The following is a 20,445-nucleotide window of genomic DNA, read 5'->3' on the forward strand; positions in this document are numbered from 1 at the left end:
CGATCGTCTGCAGGCCGCCATCAACCTCACGGGTCACCTGCGCCTTGCCCCCAGGACCAGGGACTTCGATCTCGATCTTCGAGGCGAAGGTTGCCTGGGCGGATCCGAGCAGGGCCGCCAGCATCTGGCCGGTCTGGTTCGAGTCGTCATCGATCGCCTGCTTGCCGACGATAACGAGGCCGGGCTTTTCGGCATCGGCGACGCCCTTCAAGATCTTGGCGACGGCGAGCGGTTCAACCTGGTCATCGGTCTCGACGAGAACGGCACGATCAGCACCCATGGCAAGCGCCGTGCGCAGCGTCTCTTCGGCCTTGGCCGGACCGATCGAGACGACCACCACCTCCTCAGCCTTGCCAGCTTCCTTCAGCCGCAGCGCTTCCTCGACGGAAATCTCGTCGAACGGGTTCATCGACATCTTCACATTCGCGAGCTCGACGCCTGTGCCATCCGGCTTCACGCGGATCTTCACGTTGTAATCAACCACCCGCTTCACGGGGACGAGAATTTTCATGGGGGTCCTTCCTTTGGTAGATGTCGAAACGGCTTCAGAACGCTGCCGCAAAACGTGATTCCCGCGCTAAATCAGGCGACGATCTCTGGCGTAAGTGTGGTGATGGATCGGGCCTTGCCTGCGTGATAGTCAGCTCGTGACGCAGGATCGATGAAACAAGCAGTGGTGCGTTCATCATGATACCAAGCATGTCTTCTCCTTCCAGGAACGGTTCAATCAGAACAGCTCGGAGTCGAGTGCCATCAGAGTGGCCGCGCCGCTGCGGATCGCCGTATCGAGCGCCGCCGTCTGGGGCAGCAGGCGGGACGCGAAGAAGCGGGCAAGCGAAAGCTTGCGTTGCTTTAGCAAACTGCTCGCACCTGCGGAGGCTGTGGCTTTCGAGGCCATGAGCACCCAAAGCCAGCCGAATGATACGAGCGCGAAAAAGCGGAGGTAGTCGGTCGCGGCCGCTCCGGCCTCGTCCAGATCGGCATCTTTGGCCAACAGGTATTCGGTCAGCTTTTCCAACCGGGCAAGAGCCTCACCGACGGCGGCGCTCACCATCTCGAGTTCGGCCGGTACAGCGGTTGCCGCCAGATCCCTACGAATCAATTTGAAGAAGCGGCGGGGCAGGTCGCCATCTTCCATCGGCAGCTTGCGTCCGACAAGGTCCATGGCCTGCACGCCGTTGGTGCCTTCGTAGATTTGGGTGATGCGCGCGTCGCGCACATACTGCTCCATGCCCGATTCGCGGATATAGCCATGACCGCCAAACACCTGTTGCGACAGGACGGCCGTCTCAAAACCGAAGTCGGTGAATGCAGCCTTGACCACGGGTGTCAGCAGCGCCACGAATCCGTTTGCGTTTTGGCGGACCGTCTCATCGCGATGTCGCGCGGCGATGTCCATCTGCATGGCGGTCCAGACCCCGAGAGCGCGGCCCGCGTCCGTCAGTGCGCGGCCGGTGAGCAGCATCTTTCGCACGTCGGCATGATCGATGATCGGTACGGGACCGCATCCGCCGTCAGCGGAACGGCCCTGGAGCCGCTCGCGGGCATAGGCGACGGCCTTCTGATTGGCGGCTTCACCGATGCCGAGGCCCTGAATGCCGACGAAGAGGCGCTCGGCATTCATCATTGTGAACATGGCGTTGAGGCCGCGTCCCGGTTCGCCGATCAGCCAGCCGATAGCGCCGTCATAGTTCATGACGCAAGTGGGCTGGGCATGGATGCCCATCTTGTGCTCCAGCGACCCGACCGACATGCGGTTGCGTTCGCCAAGCGAGCCGTCGTCGTTGACAAGGAACTTGGGCGCGAGGAAGAGGCTGATGCCCTTCACGCCCTTCGGCGCATCGGGCAGGCGGGCGAGGACGAGATGGACGATGTTGCCACCGAAATCCTGGTCGCCCGAGGAGATAAAGATCTTCGTACCCCTGATGGCATAAGAGCCGTCGCCGAGCGGCTCGGCACGGCTGGTAAGCAGGCCGAGGTCGGTTCCTGCCGAGGATTCTGTCAGAGCCATGGCGCCGGTCCATTCTCCGGAAATCATCTTAGGCAGATACTTCTGCTTCAGTTCCTCGCTGCCGTGGTGGGCGATCGCCTCGACCCCGCCGCGTGTAAGGCCGGGGAACAGACCGAAGGAGAGGTTTGCCGAGGACAACATCTCGTCAAACAGGATCTGCAGTGCACGCGGCAGGCCCTGGCCGCCGAATTCCGGATCGCCGGAAAGCCCGCCCCAGCCGGCCTCGACAAAGGCCCGGTATGCATCGGCAAAGCCCTTCGGCGTGGTCACCAGTCCGTTTTCCAGACGGCAGCCTTCCTCGTCGCCGGGGCGGTTGAGCGGTTCGAGCACTTCGGCGCAGAACTTGCCGGCCTCCTCGAGCACGCTCGTCGCAAGGTCGGCGTCGACTTCCTCAAAGCCGGGGAGGGCTGCCATCTGCGCGTTGAAGTCGAAGACCTCGCCGAGCAGGAATGATACGTCTTCGATGGGGGGAATGTAGCCAGCCATGGGTTTCCTTGCCTCTTTTTCAGTTGCGCAGCGGCTTGCCAGTCGCAAGCATGTGCCTGACGCGAACCTGGGTTGCGGGCGTTGCGAATAGTTCGATGAAGGCATCGCGCTCCAGTGCGATGACCTCGTCTTCCGTGAGCGGTTTTAAGGGATCGGCGGAGGGGCCGCCGGTCAGCACATTGGCGAGCGCTCGGCCCACCACGCGGTCATGGGCGGTGATGCGTCCCGCAAGCGCCTCACCCTCGACGATGTTGTGGATCGCGAAGGTCCCGGAGGGTCCCGATGTGACGATCGACGGTGCTTCCGGCGCGACATAGTTTTGCGCCAGTGCCAGCGCCTTCGCCTTGGCATCGGCGAGCAGACGATTGCGGTTCATCGTGATGCCGTCGGACGACTTCAGGAACCCAAGCTTTCGGGCCTCCAAGGCGCTCGCCGAGGTCTTGGCCGCGGAGATCAGATTGAAGGTGGCGATCGCCGGGGCGACGGTGCCGCGCTTGCCTGCAGTCGAAGCCGACAGGCGCAGCATCATCTCCTTGCATCCGCCCCAGCCGGGAATGAGGCCGATCCGGGTCTCCACCAGACCGATCGAAAGCTCGGCATGGGCCTGGATGGCGTCGCAATGCAATAGAATCTCGCAGCCACCGCCGAGCGCCAGGCCCGCCGCCGCGCCGACGACGGGGAAGGGGGCATATTTAATTTCCTTGAAGGTGCGATGGCCGAGGTCGACGAAGGCCGAGAGCGCTTCGCTTCCGCCCTTTTCAAGCGTTTCGAGGAAGATGCGCAGATCCGCGCCCGCGCTGAACACGGGCGAGTCGCTGCCGATGACCAGCGCCCGGAAATCGGCCTTGCAGCGTTCCAGGGACTTGCCGATCGCATCGAGCAGGGCCGGGCTGCAGGTGTTCATTTTGGTGCGGAATTCCAGGCAGGCAACGCCGTCGCCGATGTCCCAGAGGTTCGCCGCCTCCCATGACTCCACGGGCTTCCGGCCGAGCCTGAGATCGGAGAGAAGAAGCACGCTCTCGCTCTGCGCCACGGGCTTGACCACGTCGTTCGGCAAGAGGTTGCAGCGACGGCCATCGACCACCGAATAGAAGCCGCCCTTTTTAGCGGCGAGCGCCAGATAGGACGGGACGTCGATGCCGCGGGCTTCCAGCCGCGCTTTCAGCCAGCCGGCGCCGAGACGGTCGATCAGTTCAAACGGACCGAGCTTCCAGCCATAGCCGGTGCGCATCGCTTCGTCCACGGCCTCTGGCGTGTCGGCGATTGCCGGCACGAGAGACGCGGCATAGGCGAGCGACTTTTCCATGACAACCGCCGCATAGCGCCCGCCGAGGCCGGGATGCTCCATCAGGGCGCGCGGATCGCCGCCCGAGGCATCGAGGCTTTTGGAGGAAATCGGCTGCTGAGGACGGTAATCGCCGGTCTTCAGGTCCGTCACATCGCGCGACTTGCGATCGGGCGACAGGCGCACGAAACCGGCGCCGCTTTTGCGCCCGAGGCGGTTTTCGGCAATCATCCTTGCAATAAGCGCTGGCTCTGCGTCATAGTCCTTCACTGCATCGCCGGGCGGTGTGGCGTTCTGCAGGCTGCGAATAATCGTCGGCATCAGGTCGATACCAACGAGGTCCAGAAGTCCGAAGATGCCGGTGGAGGGGATGCCGAAGGGCTTGCTGATGACTGCATCCGCTTCCTCGACGTCAAGGCCGAGGTCGAGGGCTTCGTTCTGCGCAACCAGCATCCAGTAGTTGCCGATGCGGTTGCCGATGAAGCCGGGCGTATCCTTGCAGGTGACGACGCTCTTGCCGAGTTCGCGGTCCGCGAAATCGCGGATCGTCGCCGTTACCTCGGGCTTCGTCGCATGGCCGGACACCAGTTCCAGCAGGCGCATAATGCGTGGGGGATTGAAGAAGTGGGTGATCAGGAAGTCTGCGGCAAAGCTCTCCGGCAGACCCGCGATCAGCGCTTGAAGGGGAATGGTCGAGGTGTTGGAGGAGACGATCGAACCGGCCTTCCTCAACTCGTCGATGGCGCGGTAGAGAGGCTGCTTAATGTCGATTTTCTCGGCGACAGCCTCGATGATCCAGTCCGCATCCGCGACAAGCCCGAGATCGTCTGTGGTCGAGCCTGTACGGATACGCTCGGCAAAGGCGGGATCCATGAAGCCGCCAGCTTTAAGCTGGCGGGCGACGCCGCCGTCGGCCAATCTCTTCTCGATGTCGAGCAGCACGACGTCGAGCCCCGTGTTGGCGAGATGGGCGGCAATGCCCGAGCCCATGACGCCCGCGCCGATGACGGCAGCCTTCTCGATCGTGGCCATGACTACGCCGCCTCCAGTACCATGGCGATGCCTTGACCGCCGCCGATGCACTGGGTGGCGAGCGCCTGGCGGCCGCCGTCCCGTTTCAGAAGGAGGGACGCCTTGCCGACGAGGCGCGCGCCTGTTGCGCCGAGCGGATGACCGAGAGCGATTGCCCCGCCATCGCGGTTGAGGCAAGCCGGGTCGATGTCGAGATCGCGGCAACAGGCGAGCACCTGAACGGCGAAGGCCTCGTTCATTTCGATCACGTCGAGGTCGGCCGCCGAAATGCCCGCGCGCTTCAGCGCCTTGCGGCTCGCCTCGACCGGTCCGATGCCCATGATTTCTGGCGCGCAGCCAGAAATCGCGTAACCGGAGATCCGGGCGAGCGGCGCGAGGTTATGGCGCTTTACGAAAGCTTCTGAGCAGACGAGGGTGGCGGAGGCGCCGTCGGTTAGGGGAGAGGAATTACCCGCTGTAACCGAACCACCAGCCTTGAAGGCGGTCTTCAGTCCCGCGAGCTTTTCCGCGTCCGTCGCGCGCGGGCAACCGTCAGCGGTCACATCCCCCACCGGCGTGATCTCGGCGGCAAGCCGGCCGTCGGCGCGGGCTGCGATCGTCTTGGTCTGGCTTTCCAGCGAATAGGCGTCCTGCTCCTCGCGCGAAATGCCATAGCGGTCAGCAAGGTTCTCGGCGGTCAGGCCCATGTTCAGGAAGGCAATGCGCTCGGCGTCGCTCCAGGCCGGGTTCGGCAGGGGGTTGAAGCCCATCATGGGCACGCGGCTCATGCTCTCGACCCCGCCGGCGAAAAAGGCCTCGCCGGCGCGCATGGCAATCGCACCGGCCGCCATCTGGACCGCTTGCATGGACGATCCGCACCAACGGTTGACGGTCGAGCCGCCGACCGACTGCGGCAGGCCTGCGATGAGAGCCGCGCAACGGGCGATGTTGAAGCCCTGTTCGCCTTCCGGGAAGGCGCATCCGAGATTGATGTCCTCGATCTCGGCCGGATCGATGCTGGAGCGGCCGACCAGCGCCTTGATGACGCTTGCCGCCAGATCGTCCGGTCGGACGCCGGCAAGCGCGCCGCGATAGGCGGGTGCAAAGGGGCTGCGTAGGTAGTCGACGATATAGATCGCGGTCATAGTTTTTTTCCTCCGTGACGAACACGTCACATGCGGGATACTTGGGGGGCACCGCCTAAGACAGGAACCCAGATGGAGTTTGCGGCGGATCGTTGATGCCGCAGGTCTTGCATTGCACGCATCTCGGTCGGCGAGGCCAAAGCGGGAAGCATCGATAAGGGGCAGCGACCACTTTTCATTTCGCCGGCCCATTCCTCGGGACGACGAAGTTAGGTGGGGGACGCGTCGATTGCTCGCACGACGCTCGGGCGTTTCAGCATTTGGTCGTAGAAAGCGTCGAGCGTGGAGGGCAGGTCGATGTTCAGAGCTTTGGCCCAGTATGTGACGTAAAACAGTGCAGCGTCGGCCACACCGGGCCGGGGCCCAAAGAGCCAAGGGGTGGTCTCCCCCAACAGAGCGGAGATGTGGTGCAGACCCTCTGTCGCCACGCGCATTCCATGGACGCGCAATTCCCCTTGCGCGGTTTGCGGCGAAACGAACTTGCTTGGCATGAGGGCCAGTGCAAAGCCGCGCATATGAACCGTGCCCACAATGAACTCCATTGCCTCTATCACACGCGCGGCGGCGTCGGCGTCCTCGGGAAGGAGCCCAGCCTCTGGAAAGCGCCGCGCAAGCCAAAGGGCGATTGCCTGGAACTCGGTCAGCACCGTCCCATCATCACGGAGGAGGGCCGGCACCTTGCCCTTAGGATTGACGGCCAGGAAAGCGGCATCGCGCTGCTGACCAGAGGACAAATCGATGGTGGCGACCTGGTGCGGAACGCCGATTTCCTCGAGAAGGATCCGGATCCCCAACGAACAGGATCGGGGAGCATGGAAGAGTTGCATAAATCTGACCTTTACTTCTGAAGTCGACTTGACCGGCGTTCTCAGGCCTTAGCGAGGTTGAAGGCGAACTCGGTTTCCCAGGCAGCGAGTTCGGTGAGCTTCCACTCGCGCGGAGCCATGGGATAGTGCCCGTGCCAGGGACGCGCCTCGCACATGTTCAGCTCCGGGATGAATATGTCCATGTCGGTATAGAGTTCGATCAGCACCTGATCGGGGTCGTAGTGATAGCCGGCAATGTTGTGACCGGCGGTGTGGCGCGACGGGCCCCATTTCACCGGAAGACCGCGCTCCGCCAGCAAATCGCACGCCATCGCGTGGCTGGCGTTTCCCTTTAGCTGGAAGGCAATGTGATGGACCCGGTTGTCCGGCATGCTCACCACGTTGACGACATGGTGCTCGCGGTTGCAAGTGATGAAGTTGGAAATTCCAGCGATCGTGTCGGTGAACCAGAAGCCCAGGAAGTCCATGAAGAACGCCTTCAGCTTCGGGCCTTCGGGCGAGATCACAGCCACATGTCCGAGCCGGAGCGGCGACACGCCAGTGCGCTTGAAGCCGGGTGCAGGAGCATCGATGTCGGTATAGAGCTGAAGCGTGGTGCCTGACACCGGCTCGACCTCGATGAGCTCGCGGATCCCCGGCTGGCTGTCGGACTTGACCTGAGCGCTAAGGCCGAAAGTGCGGAGTTCTCGTACAAGTGCCTTTAGATCAGTGCCGGGATTGAGCTGGAAGCCGAGATGGCCCATCGCCACGCGATTGGCCTGACGCAGGACGATGTTGTGGTGCTCATAGCCGATAGACAGATAGCTTTCTCCCTCATGACCGATCGCGGTCTCGGTCATGCCGATCGCTTCTGCATAGTGATCCCTGGCGCGCTCGATATCGGGCGTTTCCAATGCCACGTATCCCAGTTGAAATACTTTGGGGGCGAATTGTTTCTGCATTGTTTTCTCCATTCATGTCTGGTGCCGCCTGGGCGCCGGATTATGGTCGCCCAGGCGATATGCGGCATGGAAACTGCCGAGATTCACTCACAAGCAACCGTAAAGTTAGGCACTCGAGGCGTTTGCGGACGTCCGGTCAAAACGAGTACCCCACCTTGAAGGCGGCGCTGACCACATCATTGTTTGTGAAGTTTCCGAACGAACCCGAAGCATCACCGAACTGATAGTACGAGACAGCGGTCGTCACTCTCATCTTGTCCTTGGTGTAGATCGCGCCAAGTGTTGCCCCCCACAAACCGTCTGTTGCGTCGATTGGCGCGTCAGCCGATACGTCGGTTTTTGGCTCGTAGGTCAGACCCGCCAATCCCGCCCAATTCTCGTTGAACATTTGCACGATGCCGAGCCTGTAGGTTGTCGTGTCGTTGAAGTGGGTCAGGGAGCCCAAAGGATAACCCGGCGGACTTATTGTGGTTTTGCTCCACTCGGCCCAGCGAACAGTCGCGCAGAGCAGCGTCGAAAAACTGATCGGGGCCTGAAGATCGATGTTAACCGATTGGGGGGTCTCGACTTTCGTCGTGCCTGCGTAAGCGCCGGAAGTGTCGAGATCGTAGTCGATCGCCGAGTTATAGGTGACCGCGATCCGAACGTGGGCTTCCGGGATTTCAAACGCACCACCGACCACGTAGCCCGCCGCCCATGTGTCTTCAAATTCGACGTTAGCGAAGCCGGCTGGCACGCCGCCCGCAAAGACCGAGATATCGGTGTTGCCGCCGAGACGCTGAAGTCTCGGGCCCCCGAAGACGCTGAAACGATCCGTGAGCTTGTAGCGCAACAGGCCTGTGACCGCGACCGACTCGACTTCTCCCGATAGCCCGGATAGCGGCCCGTTATTGTACTCGAGCTTGCGCCCGTATGGATTGTCTACGATGACCGCGCCCGAGAATTGCTCGTTGATATCAGCCTTGAAGGCGCCATTGTAAAATGGAAGCGTGGGCGCCGTATCACCCGAAGCAAACGGGGGGCCGACGGCAGTGATCTGCCCCTCCACGTTCGGACTGGCAAGACCTAACCCGAGCTCGATGTAGCGTCCTGGCTCGAAGAGGACGTCATTCGGCTGCCCCAGAATATCGAATCCTCCTGCGAGCGCAGGTGCCGCCAACAGACAGCTAAAAAATCCCGGCAGCAAATTGATAGCTTTCATGCAGGTCTCCCTCCTCAGAGACGTCACTTTTGCGCGAAGCCCAAGACAATCGGCATTTCTTACTTTGGTTGAGGCACCTGCCTCGCCTCCAGCCTTGTGGCTGCTCTAGGCCAGGGCTTGGACTAGGTCACACTTTGGCCCTTCAGGCCGCGGTGATCGGTACGGGAGGCAGGGGCGCGCGTTCTAGTCCGCCAAGATCACGCGTCTACGATTTCGAGCAGTTGCCTGCCGAAATCGACTGTGCGGTCATCGGTGAGCATTTCGGCACGCACAATGTCGCCTGGCGTGAGGTAGCGTGCGTGCGCAGTCGCTTCCTGGACGATCGCATCCTTCCGCTCCGAATCCTTGAACAGCTTGGCCGTTAGAATTTGGCCGAGAGGGGCGGTCGCTTGCAGGATCACACCGCCTGGCGTTCCAGTCAGGACGAGGTCGCCTGCCGACAGATCCATCAGGGACGCAATATCGTTGAGGCAGGTTTCCGGGCGGAAGATGAAGTCCCGGGAATGAGCCGACTGCCGCAATTCGTCATTCAGCCAGAGACGAATCTCAATCCTGTCGAGCAGATCCGCCACCTCGTCTGCTTCGGGCACGACCAGCCACGGACCACAAGGGCAGAAGGTACGGGCGCTTTTGCCGCGGAACCACTGCAAGAAGGCTTCACCGAACATGACGTCGCGTGCTGATATGTCGTTGCACAAGACGAGTCCGCCGATGAAATGACCGAGGTTGTCTCGGGTGACGTGGTCGCCTGCAGTTAGTGGTCGCTTCAGGACAAGCCCAAGTTCCACTTCGTAGTCGAGCATCTGACATCCTGATGGCCGGATGACGGGATCAAACGCTCCGGACAGTGAGGAGGCGGCCTTCATGAAGAGCAGGTTCTTCTGGCGGGATGCATGCCCCGATTGGTCCGCGTGATCTGTATAGTTCAGACCTTGGCACAGGATCTGCGCCGGCGCTGTGACGGGGCTCAGAATGGTTGCAGAGCTTATCAGGAAACGTTCAGCGCCTGCCCGCGCTTTGAGCTCACCGGGAGGAAGGCTCAGGATGTCGGCAGTCGAGACGAAGGTGCCTTCGAGCGGCGCGATCTCTTCTCCGTCCAAAATTCCCCACAAGGGTTCTCCACCGATCGTAAATCGGGCCACTTTAACTACCATTTCTTTTCCTTTCTTGAGGGACCGCTGAGAATGCGGTTCGAATCTCCGCTCACAGCACTTTGAAGGTCGGGGCGGGGTTAGGCGCGGTCCTTGCCCTTGAGGTCCCCGTATCGCTCGCGATAGTTCTCGATTGTGTCCATCGCCCCGCAGAATTCGACATTGTGCCAGTCGGGGTCGTAGAGATAGCACGCGACGTTGCCGCCGGTTTCGCCGTCACCCAAAGGCGGCTCGCTGTTGTGGCGGACTGGACCGTAGTTCAACTGGAAACCGCCGGCCTGCTGTTGCTTGGCAAAGCCCAGGACATCCTCCAGACGGTTTCCTTTCACTTCGAGCGCGAAATGGAAGAAGCTCATGCCCGAAGGCACAGTGATCCTGCCGGCGGGGTCGTATTCCTCGATGAGCACGAGGCAATCATCATGGTCGGTTGCGCTCATGTAGCAGCAGCGAATCCGCCACCCTTCCTTGAACGGGTGGGGTTCTGGCTCGCAGGTGCGGCTATGGATCATGCCGGCAACTTTCTCGTACCAAGCCCGGCTTCGTGCGATGTCGCGCACATAGATCGAGAGCTGCCCAATGTGAGAAACGAGCGAAGGCCTGAAGACGCCGTAGTCTTCCGTCTTATTGGAGAACCGCCGCTTCGTCAGGGTCGGCCACAACAGCACCATTTCGCGAAACCATTTCCGCTTAAGGAGGCCGGCGAAGCGTAGTTTGAATGGGGACAAGACGTTCGGGGGAACTGTAGCGGTGTTGCTCATCTGCTGGACTCCTGAATGATCTCAATCCAGTGGTTGTCTGGGTCCCGGACGCAAAAAGCACGCGATACAGGGCGCGCAGAGGCAAGCATGCGGCCTTCGCGGATCGAAAGGCCCATCTCTCCTGCGCGGCGCCTGACGTCGTCGAATGCCTCTGCTTCCTTCACCGTCAACGTGAAGTGCAGCATGGAATTGTTGTCCATCTTCAGCTTGTGATGCTTCACCAGGCAGAGGTCGTGATGGTGGAAGCCGAATGAGAAGAAATGCATTTCCTGCTGCGACAAGCGCATTGCGGCGCTGCTGTCCGGATGGTTGAGAGCGGAGAACTGCAGGTCGAAGACCCCGGTGTAGAACGCCTTCGAGCGCTCCAGGTCGGTGACGTAGAAGACGTGGTGTTGAAGGTTGGTAACGGGGATCCTGGCTGGAGCGTTCATGATTGGTTCCCTGACCGCGTGTTAGTCCACGAGAGCGTTGGTGCCCCTATCTCGGAACGGGCAAGATTGATCGCCATGAATGACGTCCTTTTCTTCTCGTGAATTTCAGAGGAACTGCGTCTTGAAGGCATACCGACCGAGCTTTTCGGGGAGCGGGCCTGGACCGCCCTCGGTTGCAATTCTTGCAAGCAGTCCGAGCCGGGGGTCTTGAACGACGGATAGCGACAGAAGCTTGATGCCGGAGGCTGCCGCCTCCTGTCGCACCACATCCTCGATCTCCAGCATCGACAATGCCGGTTTGAAGATCTTCCCGACGGGTGTGACGGGCAGCGAAGCCAAAATCCGAACCGATTTTGGATGCGCAGCGCGCTCGGGAATACGGTCGATTGCATGGGCAAGCAGGTCCGCTTCCGATGCCTCCGCCGCCGGCCTCAACTGGACATAGAGAATCGGCAGTTCACCGGCACGCGCATCGGGCCGTCCCACTGCAGCGGCGAGTTGCACCGCCGGGTGATCCTGCACCGCGTCTTCGATCAGCTTGGGATCGATGTTGTGGCCGCCGCGGATGATCAGCTCCTTCTTGCGACCCGTCAGCCAGAAGTAACCGTCGACGTCCTGACGAGCGAGATCGCCGGTGTTCAGCCATCGCTCCCCGTCAATCTCGATCCAGAGACCTTTATTGTGTTCGGGGTTGATGTATCCGGCAAAGACGTTCGGCCCACAGATCGCAAGCACGCCGACCTCTTCCGTCTCAGCGAATCCGAGGAAGGCGCCGAAATCATCAAGTCTGACCGATGCCATTTTCTGGTAGGGGAGGCGCAGGCCGATCGAGCCGATGCGCCGCTCGCCCTCCGGCGGATTGACGCTGGAAACGCAGGCGCCTTCCGTCAGGCCGTACGCCTCCAGAATACGGACGCCTATCGTCTTTTCGAAGGTGCGAAACAGTTCAACGGGCATCGGAGCCGCGCCGCAAAAGCCGTAGCCGAGGCTTGAAATGTCGCGGCTGCCGACGGGGACTTGCAGCAATGCCGAAAATACTGTGGGAACACCCGAGAAGGCGACGATCCGGTAATGTTCGACGATCTCCCAAAAGGAAGGGATCACTCCATCTCCGCGGTAGCCGTGAGGCGTCCCCAAAACGACATGTCCACCTTGCGACCACGGGATCAAGCCCGTCACCAATTGGCCATTGACGTGGAAGAGCGGCAGGCCACAGAATATCGTATTGCCCGGTGCGAAAGCATTGCCCGTAAAGGCTCGTGTTGACCAGGCGTCAAACACCTCGGACAGATGGGTGCGTGCGGCAATCTTGGGCAGTCCGGTCGTGCCGCCTGTACAGAAGTACGAAGAAATGTCCCCGGCGCTGGGCGCGTCGAAGGTCAACCCGTCGCCGCTTTCCCCTTTCATTTGCTCGCGAAGGCTGAGAACGGGGATGGAAAATCCATCGATATCCGCGCTCTGCAGCCGATCCTCCGAGGGTTCGTCGGAGTTGCAGCGCAGATACGGTGCGAGACCGACGGTGAGAATTCCTTGCAGGTCCGGTACCGTCGCGGCGGCCCTTATTACCTTCTGCCAGATGTCGATTCCCGGACAGGGCTCCAGAGTGACGAGCCACTTTGCCCTCCCGGCAATGAGGAGCTCAGAGATCTGTCCCGATTCAAGGAGAGGATTAATTGCGAATGCGATGCCGGCCGCCTCGCCACCCCAGATCACGAAATGGGCTTCGGGCAGATTGGGCAGCACGAAGGCAACGACGTCGTCGCGGCCGATACCGAGCCGGCGGAGGGCATTGGCGGTCTTCGTTATATCGGCCAGCAGTTCCGCGTGCGTCCAGACGAAGGCATCACGGAAGTCGTCGGAGCGTAGAAAAAATGAGAGGGCTGGCTGATCTGGCGCTATGTCGGCGCCGCGTGCCAGCATCTCGTAGGTGTTAGCCGGGAGGGCCCGCTCGGGCAGCGGGACCTGCTCGAACGCCTCGACGTTGGGCAAGGAGACAATGGGACGGCCGAAGCCGCCGGGTGTGGTTGCAAGCATGGTGGTCTTCCTCCCTATAAGGTCAGCGCCGGCGTGCCTGGCGGCACGCCCGGTTCAGCGATGCGGCCGGCTGCTTTCTGCCGACCGGTCCCGAGCCCTTTAGGCGTGAACATCTCTGCGTCTCGCGTGGCACGGTCGGCAGGCATCACCACCGTACGGGCCGCAGAGAAACGGATGCAGGCCATCATCGTCAGCATGGAGGAGCTCCGTCGCGGAGCGCCTCAACGCTGAAGGAAATCAACTCTTCGGGCGTAATGAGTGAGCGCCTGAGATAGAAGGTCTTGATGGCTGTCGGTTCCCAGAGTGCTGCAGTCGACGCGCATAGGTATTCGGCGGCGTGAAGACCATCCTGCTGACGAAATTCCCGTTCCCGGATACCCGCCTCGACCAGTTCGGCGACGATGCTTCTCACGCGGTTCACGTGTGATTCGAAGGCAGGCCAGTGCTCGTCATCGGCGGTCGTGAGCAACTCGAAAAGCTTTTCCTCATCCCGCATGAGGGCGAGAACACCTCGATGAAGGCCGCAGATGAATTCGCGAAGTGTTTCCGCGTACGGCTTCTTGTCTGAGCCCGATCGCGCGGCCGGAAATATCTGGTCGAGCACGCGCACAACCAGCGCATCGTGCAATGCCAGTTTGGACGGAAAGAACCTGTAGACGTTTGCCGGCGACATGCTGAGGTAGCTTGCAATGTCGCATACATTCGTCTTCGCGGATCCGTGGATCGCGCACAAAGTCTCCGCTGCACCGAGTATGCGCGCTGCGGTTGTTTCCCGGCTCTCCGGTCGTCTTCGTGGGCGGGATGTCATACCAGAGGGGCAATGATCACTCTCAAGCATCGGCTCCTCCACGCAAATCCGTTGTGGAATGAGGAACCAGCCTCAGTTCTCCAAGATAGACGCTCTCCGACAGAACGCAGTCGCGCCAGACGCCGCCAAGGGCGTGGCTGACGGCGATGCGATACGTGCTGCCATCCCCGGCTAGTTTGTTGAAGCGAAAATCGCCGAAGCCGTCGGTGACCGTCCTCGCCAGTACCGTACTTCCCTGGGACAGGGTGACCTCCGCTGCCTCGACGCATTCCACCCTGCCGCCGAGGTCGGCGCTGACGCTACCGCCGACGAAGCATGTCTCCCACCTTTCCAGTCCTCGGTACCAGACGCGGGGATTGGTTCCGAGGTTGGCCTTGAGCACCTTCAGTCCTTCCCTTTGCGCTGTTTTCTTCATCTCGGCGTCATCAAGCTTCAACACCTCGAAGACGTCCGTTGGGCAAGACTGTTGGCAGCGGGGCCGGTCCCACCCCTGGTCCAGAAGGTGGGCGTCAAAGAACCATGTCTGCGGGACCTGTTGCTCCTCATTCCAGACGATCGCCCCATAGGGGCAGGAACGGACGATATCCTTGCGGCCACGAGCCTTCACCGGGTCGATGATGACGATACCGTCATCGCGTTTGCGGATGGCGTCGCCGGCGCGGCGAATGCAGGGAGCATCGTCGCAGTGATTGCACATCACCGGCAGGTATGTGGTCTCCACCATGGGCGCGCTTCCCTGCGTACGGCGCAGGATGCGGATGGGGCTCTCGCCGACGGCGGCGGCCGGCGCCGCGTAGCCCGGGAAGTCGTTGCCAACGTGTTCATCTCGATTGGCGATGACGCAGTTGTGGCAGTTCTCGCAACGGCCGACGTTGATGATAAGATTCCACTTGCTCACAAGTCTTCCTCCTAAGCCGTCCGCGCCATCTTGAAGGCTTCGGCGTTCTGCCACTTCTCGATCTGCACGAGGCACGAGTTGGGGGCCATGCTGCTGGTCCCGCGCATCTGCGATCGGTCTGGCGTCAGCGTGTTCAGGCAGCCGCCGATCTCGACGGTCTCACCTTCGACGTCGATGAGCTGAAATTCCGCGCTCGCTTCGTAGGACTTGACGACGCCTGGGGTGACCAGGGGCGAAATGTCGGCGGCGCAGATGACGGCGCCCCGGTCGTTGAAGACTTTCACCAGGTCGCGATGGCGGATGCCCCGGGCCGCAGCGTCGGCCGTGTTGACGCGCAGCAGCCAGAAGCGATGTCCAGCGATCAGGGCGCGATGGTCCTCCACCTGATTGACCGCGCTGTTCTTGCCGTCCATGCCGGTGTGAAAGCTGTAGCGGCTGTGCGTCGCGATCATCTGCAGCGGATAGCGTTGCGCCAGTTCGGCGTTGCGTCCTTCCCAGGAGGGGATGTAACGATTGACCGCCGGCCGGTCCGGATTGCCCGCTGTGTGCCGTTTGAATATCTCGGGCACGAATTCGAGCTTGCCGCTTGGCGTCTGCAGGCCCATGCCGAACTGCTCTGCATACTGGGAGGGCATTGGCGCAGGTTCGGGCAGGTCCTTGCGCCGGCCCTCGGCGAACCAGCGCATGTCGACAGGCTGGCGCAGTTCCGGCTTTTCCGGCGGCACGACGTAGTAGCCCTTGCGACAGAATTTCTTCCAGGCGACGTGATCGGGCAGATCCGACGAATTGAAGACGCGCTTGACCCAGTCGAGTTCGCTACAGCCCTCGGTGAAGACAGCGCCGAGGCCCAGCCGAGTCAGGATGGCGGTAAATATCTCATAGTCGGACTTCGACTCGCCTAAAGGCTCTATGCACTTGTGCTGGAGGGTGACGACGCGATGGTTGACGACGTTGACGCCGTGATGGGCGTAGCCTCCGGAGTTCGCCCATTCTCCGATGTCCCAGCGCTCCAGCGAAGTGCAGGCCGGCAGGATGACGTCGGCGAACTGTGCCTCGCCCTCCATCCAGATGGACTGGTTCACCACGAACTCGATGCTCTCGTGACGGTAGGCATCCACCCAGCGTCCGGACCGTGTCACGGTGCTGAGCGACGATCCCCCGTATCGATAGATCATGTGGATTGGCGAGTAGCCTGGCATCGGATAGGTGAACGGCGCGAACTGCGCCTCCTGTGCCATGCCGTCCCACAGGTAGCCGGTGGCCTCGCCGTCGATGATTGCGTCGGGCATTTGCTGGCGCGGAACCATTTGCTTGACGGGGTTCATCGTCAGGATGTGCGGCATGCGCTGATAGTTGTTCACGGCATTGCCGGTGAAGGCGAGGTCGCCGGATATCCCCCCATCCGCATAGCCCGGGAAATAGAAATGCAGGTCGTGCGGAATGCCGATCTCGAGGTTGCCGAAATTGATGCCGGGCTTGCCCCACCCCTGCATCGCCATCATCATGATCATGCACCGCGCCCATTGCGCACCGGTCGCGCCGCGGCCTGCGCCGCCAAAGCCGGTGCCGGTCATGCCGACGGCAAGATAGACCTTCCTGCCGCCCCATTTGCGGGCCAGGGCGCGCACATCCTTGGCAGGAATTCCGGTTTCGGATTCTTGCCATTCCGGGGTTTTGGGGACGCCATCGGTTTCACCAAGCAGGTACGCCTCCCATTCGTCGAAGCCGGTGGTGCGGGTGGCGACGTAGTCCTCGTCATAAAGGCCTTCCGTCGCCCAGACATACATGATCGCCTGGGCAAGCGCTGCGTCGGTCTGGGGCCGGACGGGAAACCAGCGTCCGCCAAACAACTGGGCAGTCGGATTGCAATGCGGATCGATGTGAACGAACTCGATACCGAGTTCTTTCGCCCACATGCGACGGGCCGTGCCCTCGAACCCTGCGTAGGCTCCGTTGGTGCTTTCGGGATCGCTGGACCAGAAGACGACCATCTCGGCTTCCTTGAGGCAATCCTCGACGCCGCCATATCCCGCCGGCACGCCGACACGCATCGAATTGCCGAAATGGTGCATGGCCCCCCAGTACCAACCCTCCCAACTGTCTGGATTGGCGGCAACCCGGGTAAAGCCGATCAGGTTGGCGAACCGCATCAGCGAGCTGAGGTAGTAGCCGACGTTGCCCCACTGGTGATGCGACGACATCGGGAAGGCGATGGCACCTGGTCCGTGGACGCGCTTCTGCCGGTTGATCTCCGTGGCGACGATGTCCAGCGCCTCATCCCAGCTGATCCGCACATAACCGGATTTACCGCGGTTTTGAGGATTGCGTTCGCCATTAGGATCGAAATCCACTCGCTTCATGGGATGAAGGATTCGCTTGTCCGAATAGACCAGGGATTTCATCGTGAGGGCGTGCGGAGCCACCAGAGCCTTGCGCGGCGGACTAAACTTGCGGCCGCGGGCTTCGATCACCCAGGTGGCCGGATCGGAGGCATCGAACTCGAGGGGCGTAACCCTGAGAATGCGGCCGTCCTTGACGTAAACGAACAAGGGGCCGCCGTTGGTGCAGGTGGTGTAGCGGATGCTGCCGTCAGCCATGGGCGTACCCATGGAGAGGCCGGCGGTCTCGCTGAAGTTAAGGGTCTGCGTGAACCACACCACCGATTCATCCGGTCCGCTGGTTACCACTTTGAAGTTCTTGGCTGCGTGAATGATTTCCAACTGATCGCGATTTGGCATCAGGAGCTTCAAGGCTGTCGCAGGGTCCTTGAAGGACATGACCACTTCAGCCTCGGCCGGCGAACCCGCACGGGAGCGGAATCTACCGCCCCGGATTTCCACGATGCGCCCGATGCTACCGTCCTGGAGGCCGATCCAAGCGACGAGGTTGCGCTGTTTCAGCCGTTCAGCGAACGCCGGGACGCGGGAGGCGGTAAGGTTCATCACTTTCGGCAGGGCAAAGAGGATGGTTCTGAGAACCTGCCGGTTCATTCTAGGTCTCATGGCTAACATGTCATGGCGGTCCGCAAGTCTGAATGTTCGACTTGGAGGTCGAGAAAAAGCGACCTGATCGCGACGTCGCGCAAGGCTGGCAGCTTCAAGCTTCATTTGATGGTTCTCCTCCAAGCCATCTCTCAATATTGACTATAGTTTCATAATGACCATATAGTCAATTCGAAATTGGGAGAAAAGCTGAAAGGATCGGATATCCGGGGGATGAGGGCGTCAGCAGGCCAGAAAGGCGACCGTGTCCCTGCAGCCTGAGATCAACGTCAGAGGTTCCGGATTCGGTTCGTTCGGCCATGGCGTCGGAGGAGGAGCCTAGAAATGAACTCGTTGATCACTGCAAAAACTGATATTCACGTGCCGGTCCTCATCGTGGGCGGTGGCGGGGCAGGCCTAACCTGTTCGATGCTGCTTTCGCAGCTCGGCATCGAGACGCTCCTTGTCAGCGCGTTGCCCGCGACGTCGTCCCTGCCAAAAGCGCACGTGCTCAATCAGCGCACCATGGAAATTCTCGATGACGTAGGCGTCGCCGAGGCGATCTACGCCAAGAGCACGCCAGCCGAAAACATGAAGGCGATGGGCTGGTACGCGGGTTTTGCGGGACCAGATCCGGATCTCGGTCGTTTGATCGCGAAGCTTGAGACCTGGGGCTGTGGCTATACCAATCTTAACTGGCTGCAGGCGAGCCCCTGCCGCAGCGCCAATCTTCCTCAAATTCGCCTCGAGCCGATCATGAAGGCGCGTGCTGATCAGCTCAATCCGGGCAAGGTTCGCTTCCACCACCAACTGACCAGGCTGGAGCAGGACAGTGACGGTGTCACTGCTTGGATCACGAACCACGACACGGGCGACGAATACTCGGTGCGCGCCTGCTACGTTCTTGGTTGTGACGGCGGCCGCACCATTCCCCGGCTGGTTGGCATCTCGCATGAAGGGCTTGGTGTGATCGCCCAGACGGCAACGGCGCACGTTTCGGCGGACTTGTCGAAGCTGGCGCAAGATCCGGACGTGTTGATCCGTTGGATCTGGTGTCCCGCGATCGGTGAGATGGCCGTGCTGGTGCCAATGGGGCCGGACCATTGGGGTCCCGACAGTGAAGAGTGGGTTTTTCATGTGACTTACCGGGGCGAAGGCCCGAAGGATCTGACGGACGAGCAGATCGAAAAGAACATGCGCATTGCGCTTGGCATTCCTGACTTGCCAATGACCGTTCACAAGGTCACGCGCTGGGCTCTGGAAGGGGTGCTGGCATCGAAGTTCCGGGCCGGGCGCGTGTTCCTGGTCGGTGATGCGGCCCATCGCCATCCGCCCACTGGTGGCCTAGGTCTGACAAGCGCCATCCAGGATGCGCACAATCTGTGCTGGAAGCTCTCCCTGGTTTTAAGGGGCGAGGCAGGGGAGAGCCTGCTTGACACCTACGACGCCGAAAGGCGCCCCGTTGATGCGCGCAATATACAGCGTTCGATGGAAAACTCGATGGCGCATATGGAAGCGGGTGCAGCCTTCGGCCTCAATCCCGGCGCCTCGGCTGAGGAAAACTGGAAACAGTTCCGTCGTATCCTGAGCGACAAGCCGGAAGATGCCGCGCACCGAAGCGCAGCGCTCCGCGCCATCAGACAATTGAGCATGGAAGCGAATGAATTGAACGTGGAGTACGGCTACCGCTACCATTCGGCGGCAGTTATCTCGGATGGCTCGTCGCTAACCGAGCCGACCGACGACATCCGCGTCTACCAGCCAAGCACTTATCCGGGCAGCCCCTTGCCTCATGCCTGGCTCGACGATGAGGCGGGGCAGCGGATGGCCATGAAGGACCTCGTCAAGCCGGGCCGTTTCCTTCTGATCGCCGGCGAAGAAGGGCAGAGTTGGTGCGCCGCGGTATCGAAGCTTATCGCGGAGAACGACCTGTTGATCGATGCAGTTCGGATCGGCCATATCGATGGCGATGTGTTTGATCCGCGTCTGGCCTGGGCGCAGTTCCGCGGTATCTCGAAAAAGGGTGCGGTGTTGGTGAGGCCCGACCGGGTGGTCTGCTGGCGTCATGCCGAAGCCTCCCCGGATCCGATTGCCGCGCTACGCGACGCCCTCGGGTCAGTGCTGGGTCGTAGCTTTTATCGAACGACGAAGACGCCGGAATTTGCCCCAGCCAAGTGAGGAAGGAGGCGGCGATGCCACTCGACATGGTCGGACTAAATCACGCGATCACCTCCCTCCGCCTTGTCGGGTACACCCGTCGGACGGTAAGCCAGATCGCGCGTCCACGCGCCGCGCGATCCTCTTGCCGGCCGATATCACTGGCGTGGTCGCTATCTCAGGGGGCGTCAGGTCCAAACACCCGATCCCTGAGTTCACTCACTGGTGTCTGGTCAACGTGGCCGGAAAGACCGGGTTGCGTCCGCGGACGAAGCATTGACGGCACAACCTGCGCCCTTAGGATCTTCAAAGCCTCCCGA

At 61.2% G+C, this 20,445-nt stretch carries 16 protein-coding genes; 1 reads left to right on the forward strand and 15 read right to left on the reverse strand.

Annotated elements, in window-relative coordinates:
- From BN77_RS17620 to BN77_RS17690, 15 genes are all read right to left on the reverse strand, one after another.
- The coding region (locus BN77_RS17620) for an electron transfer flavoprotein subunit beta/FixA family protein (protein ID WP_040677353.1) at positions 1-511 on the reverse strand (511 nt) is incomplete at its 3' end.
- 216 nt (positions 512-727) lie between these two features.
- Complete coding sequence (locus tag BN77_RS17625; protein ID WP_007534348.1) at positions 728-2,497, reverse strand: acyl-CoA dehydrogenase C-terminal domain-containing protein; 1,770 nt, start codon at positions 2,495-2,497, stop codon at positions 728-730.
- Between the two features lie 19 nt (positions 2,498-2,516).
- Positions 2,517-4,814: a 3-hydroxyacyl-CoA dehydrogenase/enoyl-CoA hydratase family protein gene (locus BN77_RS17630; RefSeq protein WP_007534349.1), complete on the reverse strand. Its 2,298-nt coding sequence runs from the start codon at positions 4,812-4,814 to the stop codon at positions 2,517-2,519.
- A 2-nt stretch (positions 4,815-4,816) separates the two neighbouring features.
- Positions 4,817-5,938 (reverse strand): thiolase family protein, encoded by a 1,122-nt coding sequence (locus BN77_RS17635; protein ID WP_007534351.1) that lies wholly within the window; start codon positions 5,936-5,938, stop codon positions 4,817-4,819.
- A 209-nt stretch (positions 5,939-6,147) separates the two neighbouring features.
- The gene (locus BN77_RS17640; RefSeq protein ID WP_007534353.1) at positions 6,148-6,765 is read right to left on the reverse strand and encodes a glutathione S-transferase family protein; all 618 of its coding nucleotides are present in this window, start codon (positions 6,763-6,765) and stop codon (positions 6,148-6,150) included.
- A 41-nt stretch (positions 6,766-6,806) separates the two neighbouring features.
- On the reverse strand, positions 6,807-7,706 hold the full coding sequence (locus tag BN77_RS17645) for a VOC family protein (protein WP_007534355.1): 900 nt from the start codon (positions 7,704-7,706) through the stop codon (positions 6,807-6,809).
- Positions 7,707-7,842: 136 nt separating this feature from the next.
- Entirely contained in the window at positions 7,843-8,907 is a 1,065-nt protein-coding gene (locus BN77_RS17650) for an OmpP1/FadL family transporter (RefSeq protein ID WP_007534357.1), read from the reverse strand.
- Positions 8,908-9,104: 197 nt separating this feature from the next.
- On the reverse strand, positions 9,105-10,061 hold the full coding sequence (locus BN77_RS17655; RefSeq protein WP_007534360.1) for a fumarylacetoacetate hydrolase family protein: 957 nt from the start codon (positions 10,059-10,061) through the stop codon (positions 9,105-9,107).
- 77 nt (positions 10,062-10,138) lie between these two features.
- On the reverse strand, positions 10,139-10,816 hold the full coding sequence (locus tag BN77_RS17660; protein ID WP_007534363.1) for a VOC family protein: 678 nt from the start codon (positions 10,814-10,816) through the stop codon (positions 10,139-10,141).
- Entirely contained in the window at positions 10,813-11,247 is a 435-nt protein-coding gene (locus BN77_RS17665; RefSeq protein ID WP_007534364.1) for a VOC family protein, read from the reverse strand. Before BN77_RS17665 ends, BN77_RS17660 begins: the two co-directional genes overlap by 4 nt.
- 105 nt (positions 11,248-11,352) lie before the next feature.
- Entirely contained in the window at positions 11,353-13,281 is a 1,929-nt protein-coding gene (locus BN77_RS17670; RefSeq protein WP_007534365.1) for an acyl-CoA synthetase, read from the reverse strand.
- A gap of 14 nt (positions 13,282-13,295) precedes the next feature.
- On the reverse strand, positions 13,296-13,478 hold the full coding sequence (locus tag BN77_RS17675; protein ID WP_007534366.1) for a hypothetical protein: 183 nt from the start codon (positions 13,476-13,478) through the stop codon (positions 13,296-13,298).
- Complete coding sequence (locus BN77_RS17680) at positions 13,472-14,119, reverse strand: TetR/AcrR family transcriptional regulator (protein WP_244426190.1); 648 nt, start codon at positions 14,117-14,119, stop codon at positions 13,472-13,474. Before BN77_RS17680 ends, BN77_RS17675 begins: the two co-directional genes overlap by 7 nt.
- On the reverse strand, positions 14,112-14,987 hold the full coding sequence (locus BN77_RS17685; protein WP_007534369.1) for a 4Fe-4S dicluster domain-containing protein: 876 nt from the start codon (positions 14,985-14,987) through the stop codon (positions 14,112-14,114). Before BN77_RS17685 ends, BN77_RS17680 begins: the two co-directional genes overlap by 8 nt.
- Positions 14,988-14,998: 11 nt before the next feature.
- Positions 14,999-17,977, reverse strand: coding sequence for a molybdopterin-dependent oxidoreductase (locus BN77_RS17690; protein WP_007534371.1), 2,979 nt, complete (start codon positions 17,975-17,977; stop codon positions 14,999-15,001).
- 336 nt (positions 17,978-18,313) lie between these two features.
- On the opposite strand from BN77_RS17690, the gene BN77_RS17695 reads away from it, so the two are divergent.
- Positions 18,314-20,146, forward strand: a complete 1,833-nt coding sequence (locus BN77_RS17695; RefSeq protein ID WP_007534373.1) for an FAD-dependent monooxygenase — start codon at positions 18,314-18,316, stop codon at positions 20,144-20,146.
- Positions 20,147-20,445 lie beyond the last annotated feature (299 nt).

The organism is Rhizobium mesoamericanum STM3625 (genome assembly GCF_000312665.1).
Lineage (GTDB): Bacteria > Pseudomonadota > Alphaproteobacteria > Rhizobiales > Rhizobiaceae > Rhizobium > Rhizobium mesoamericanum.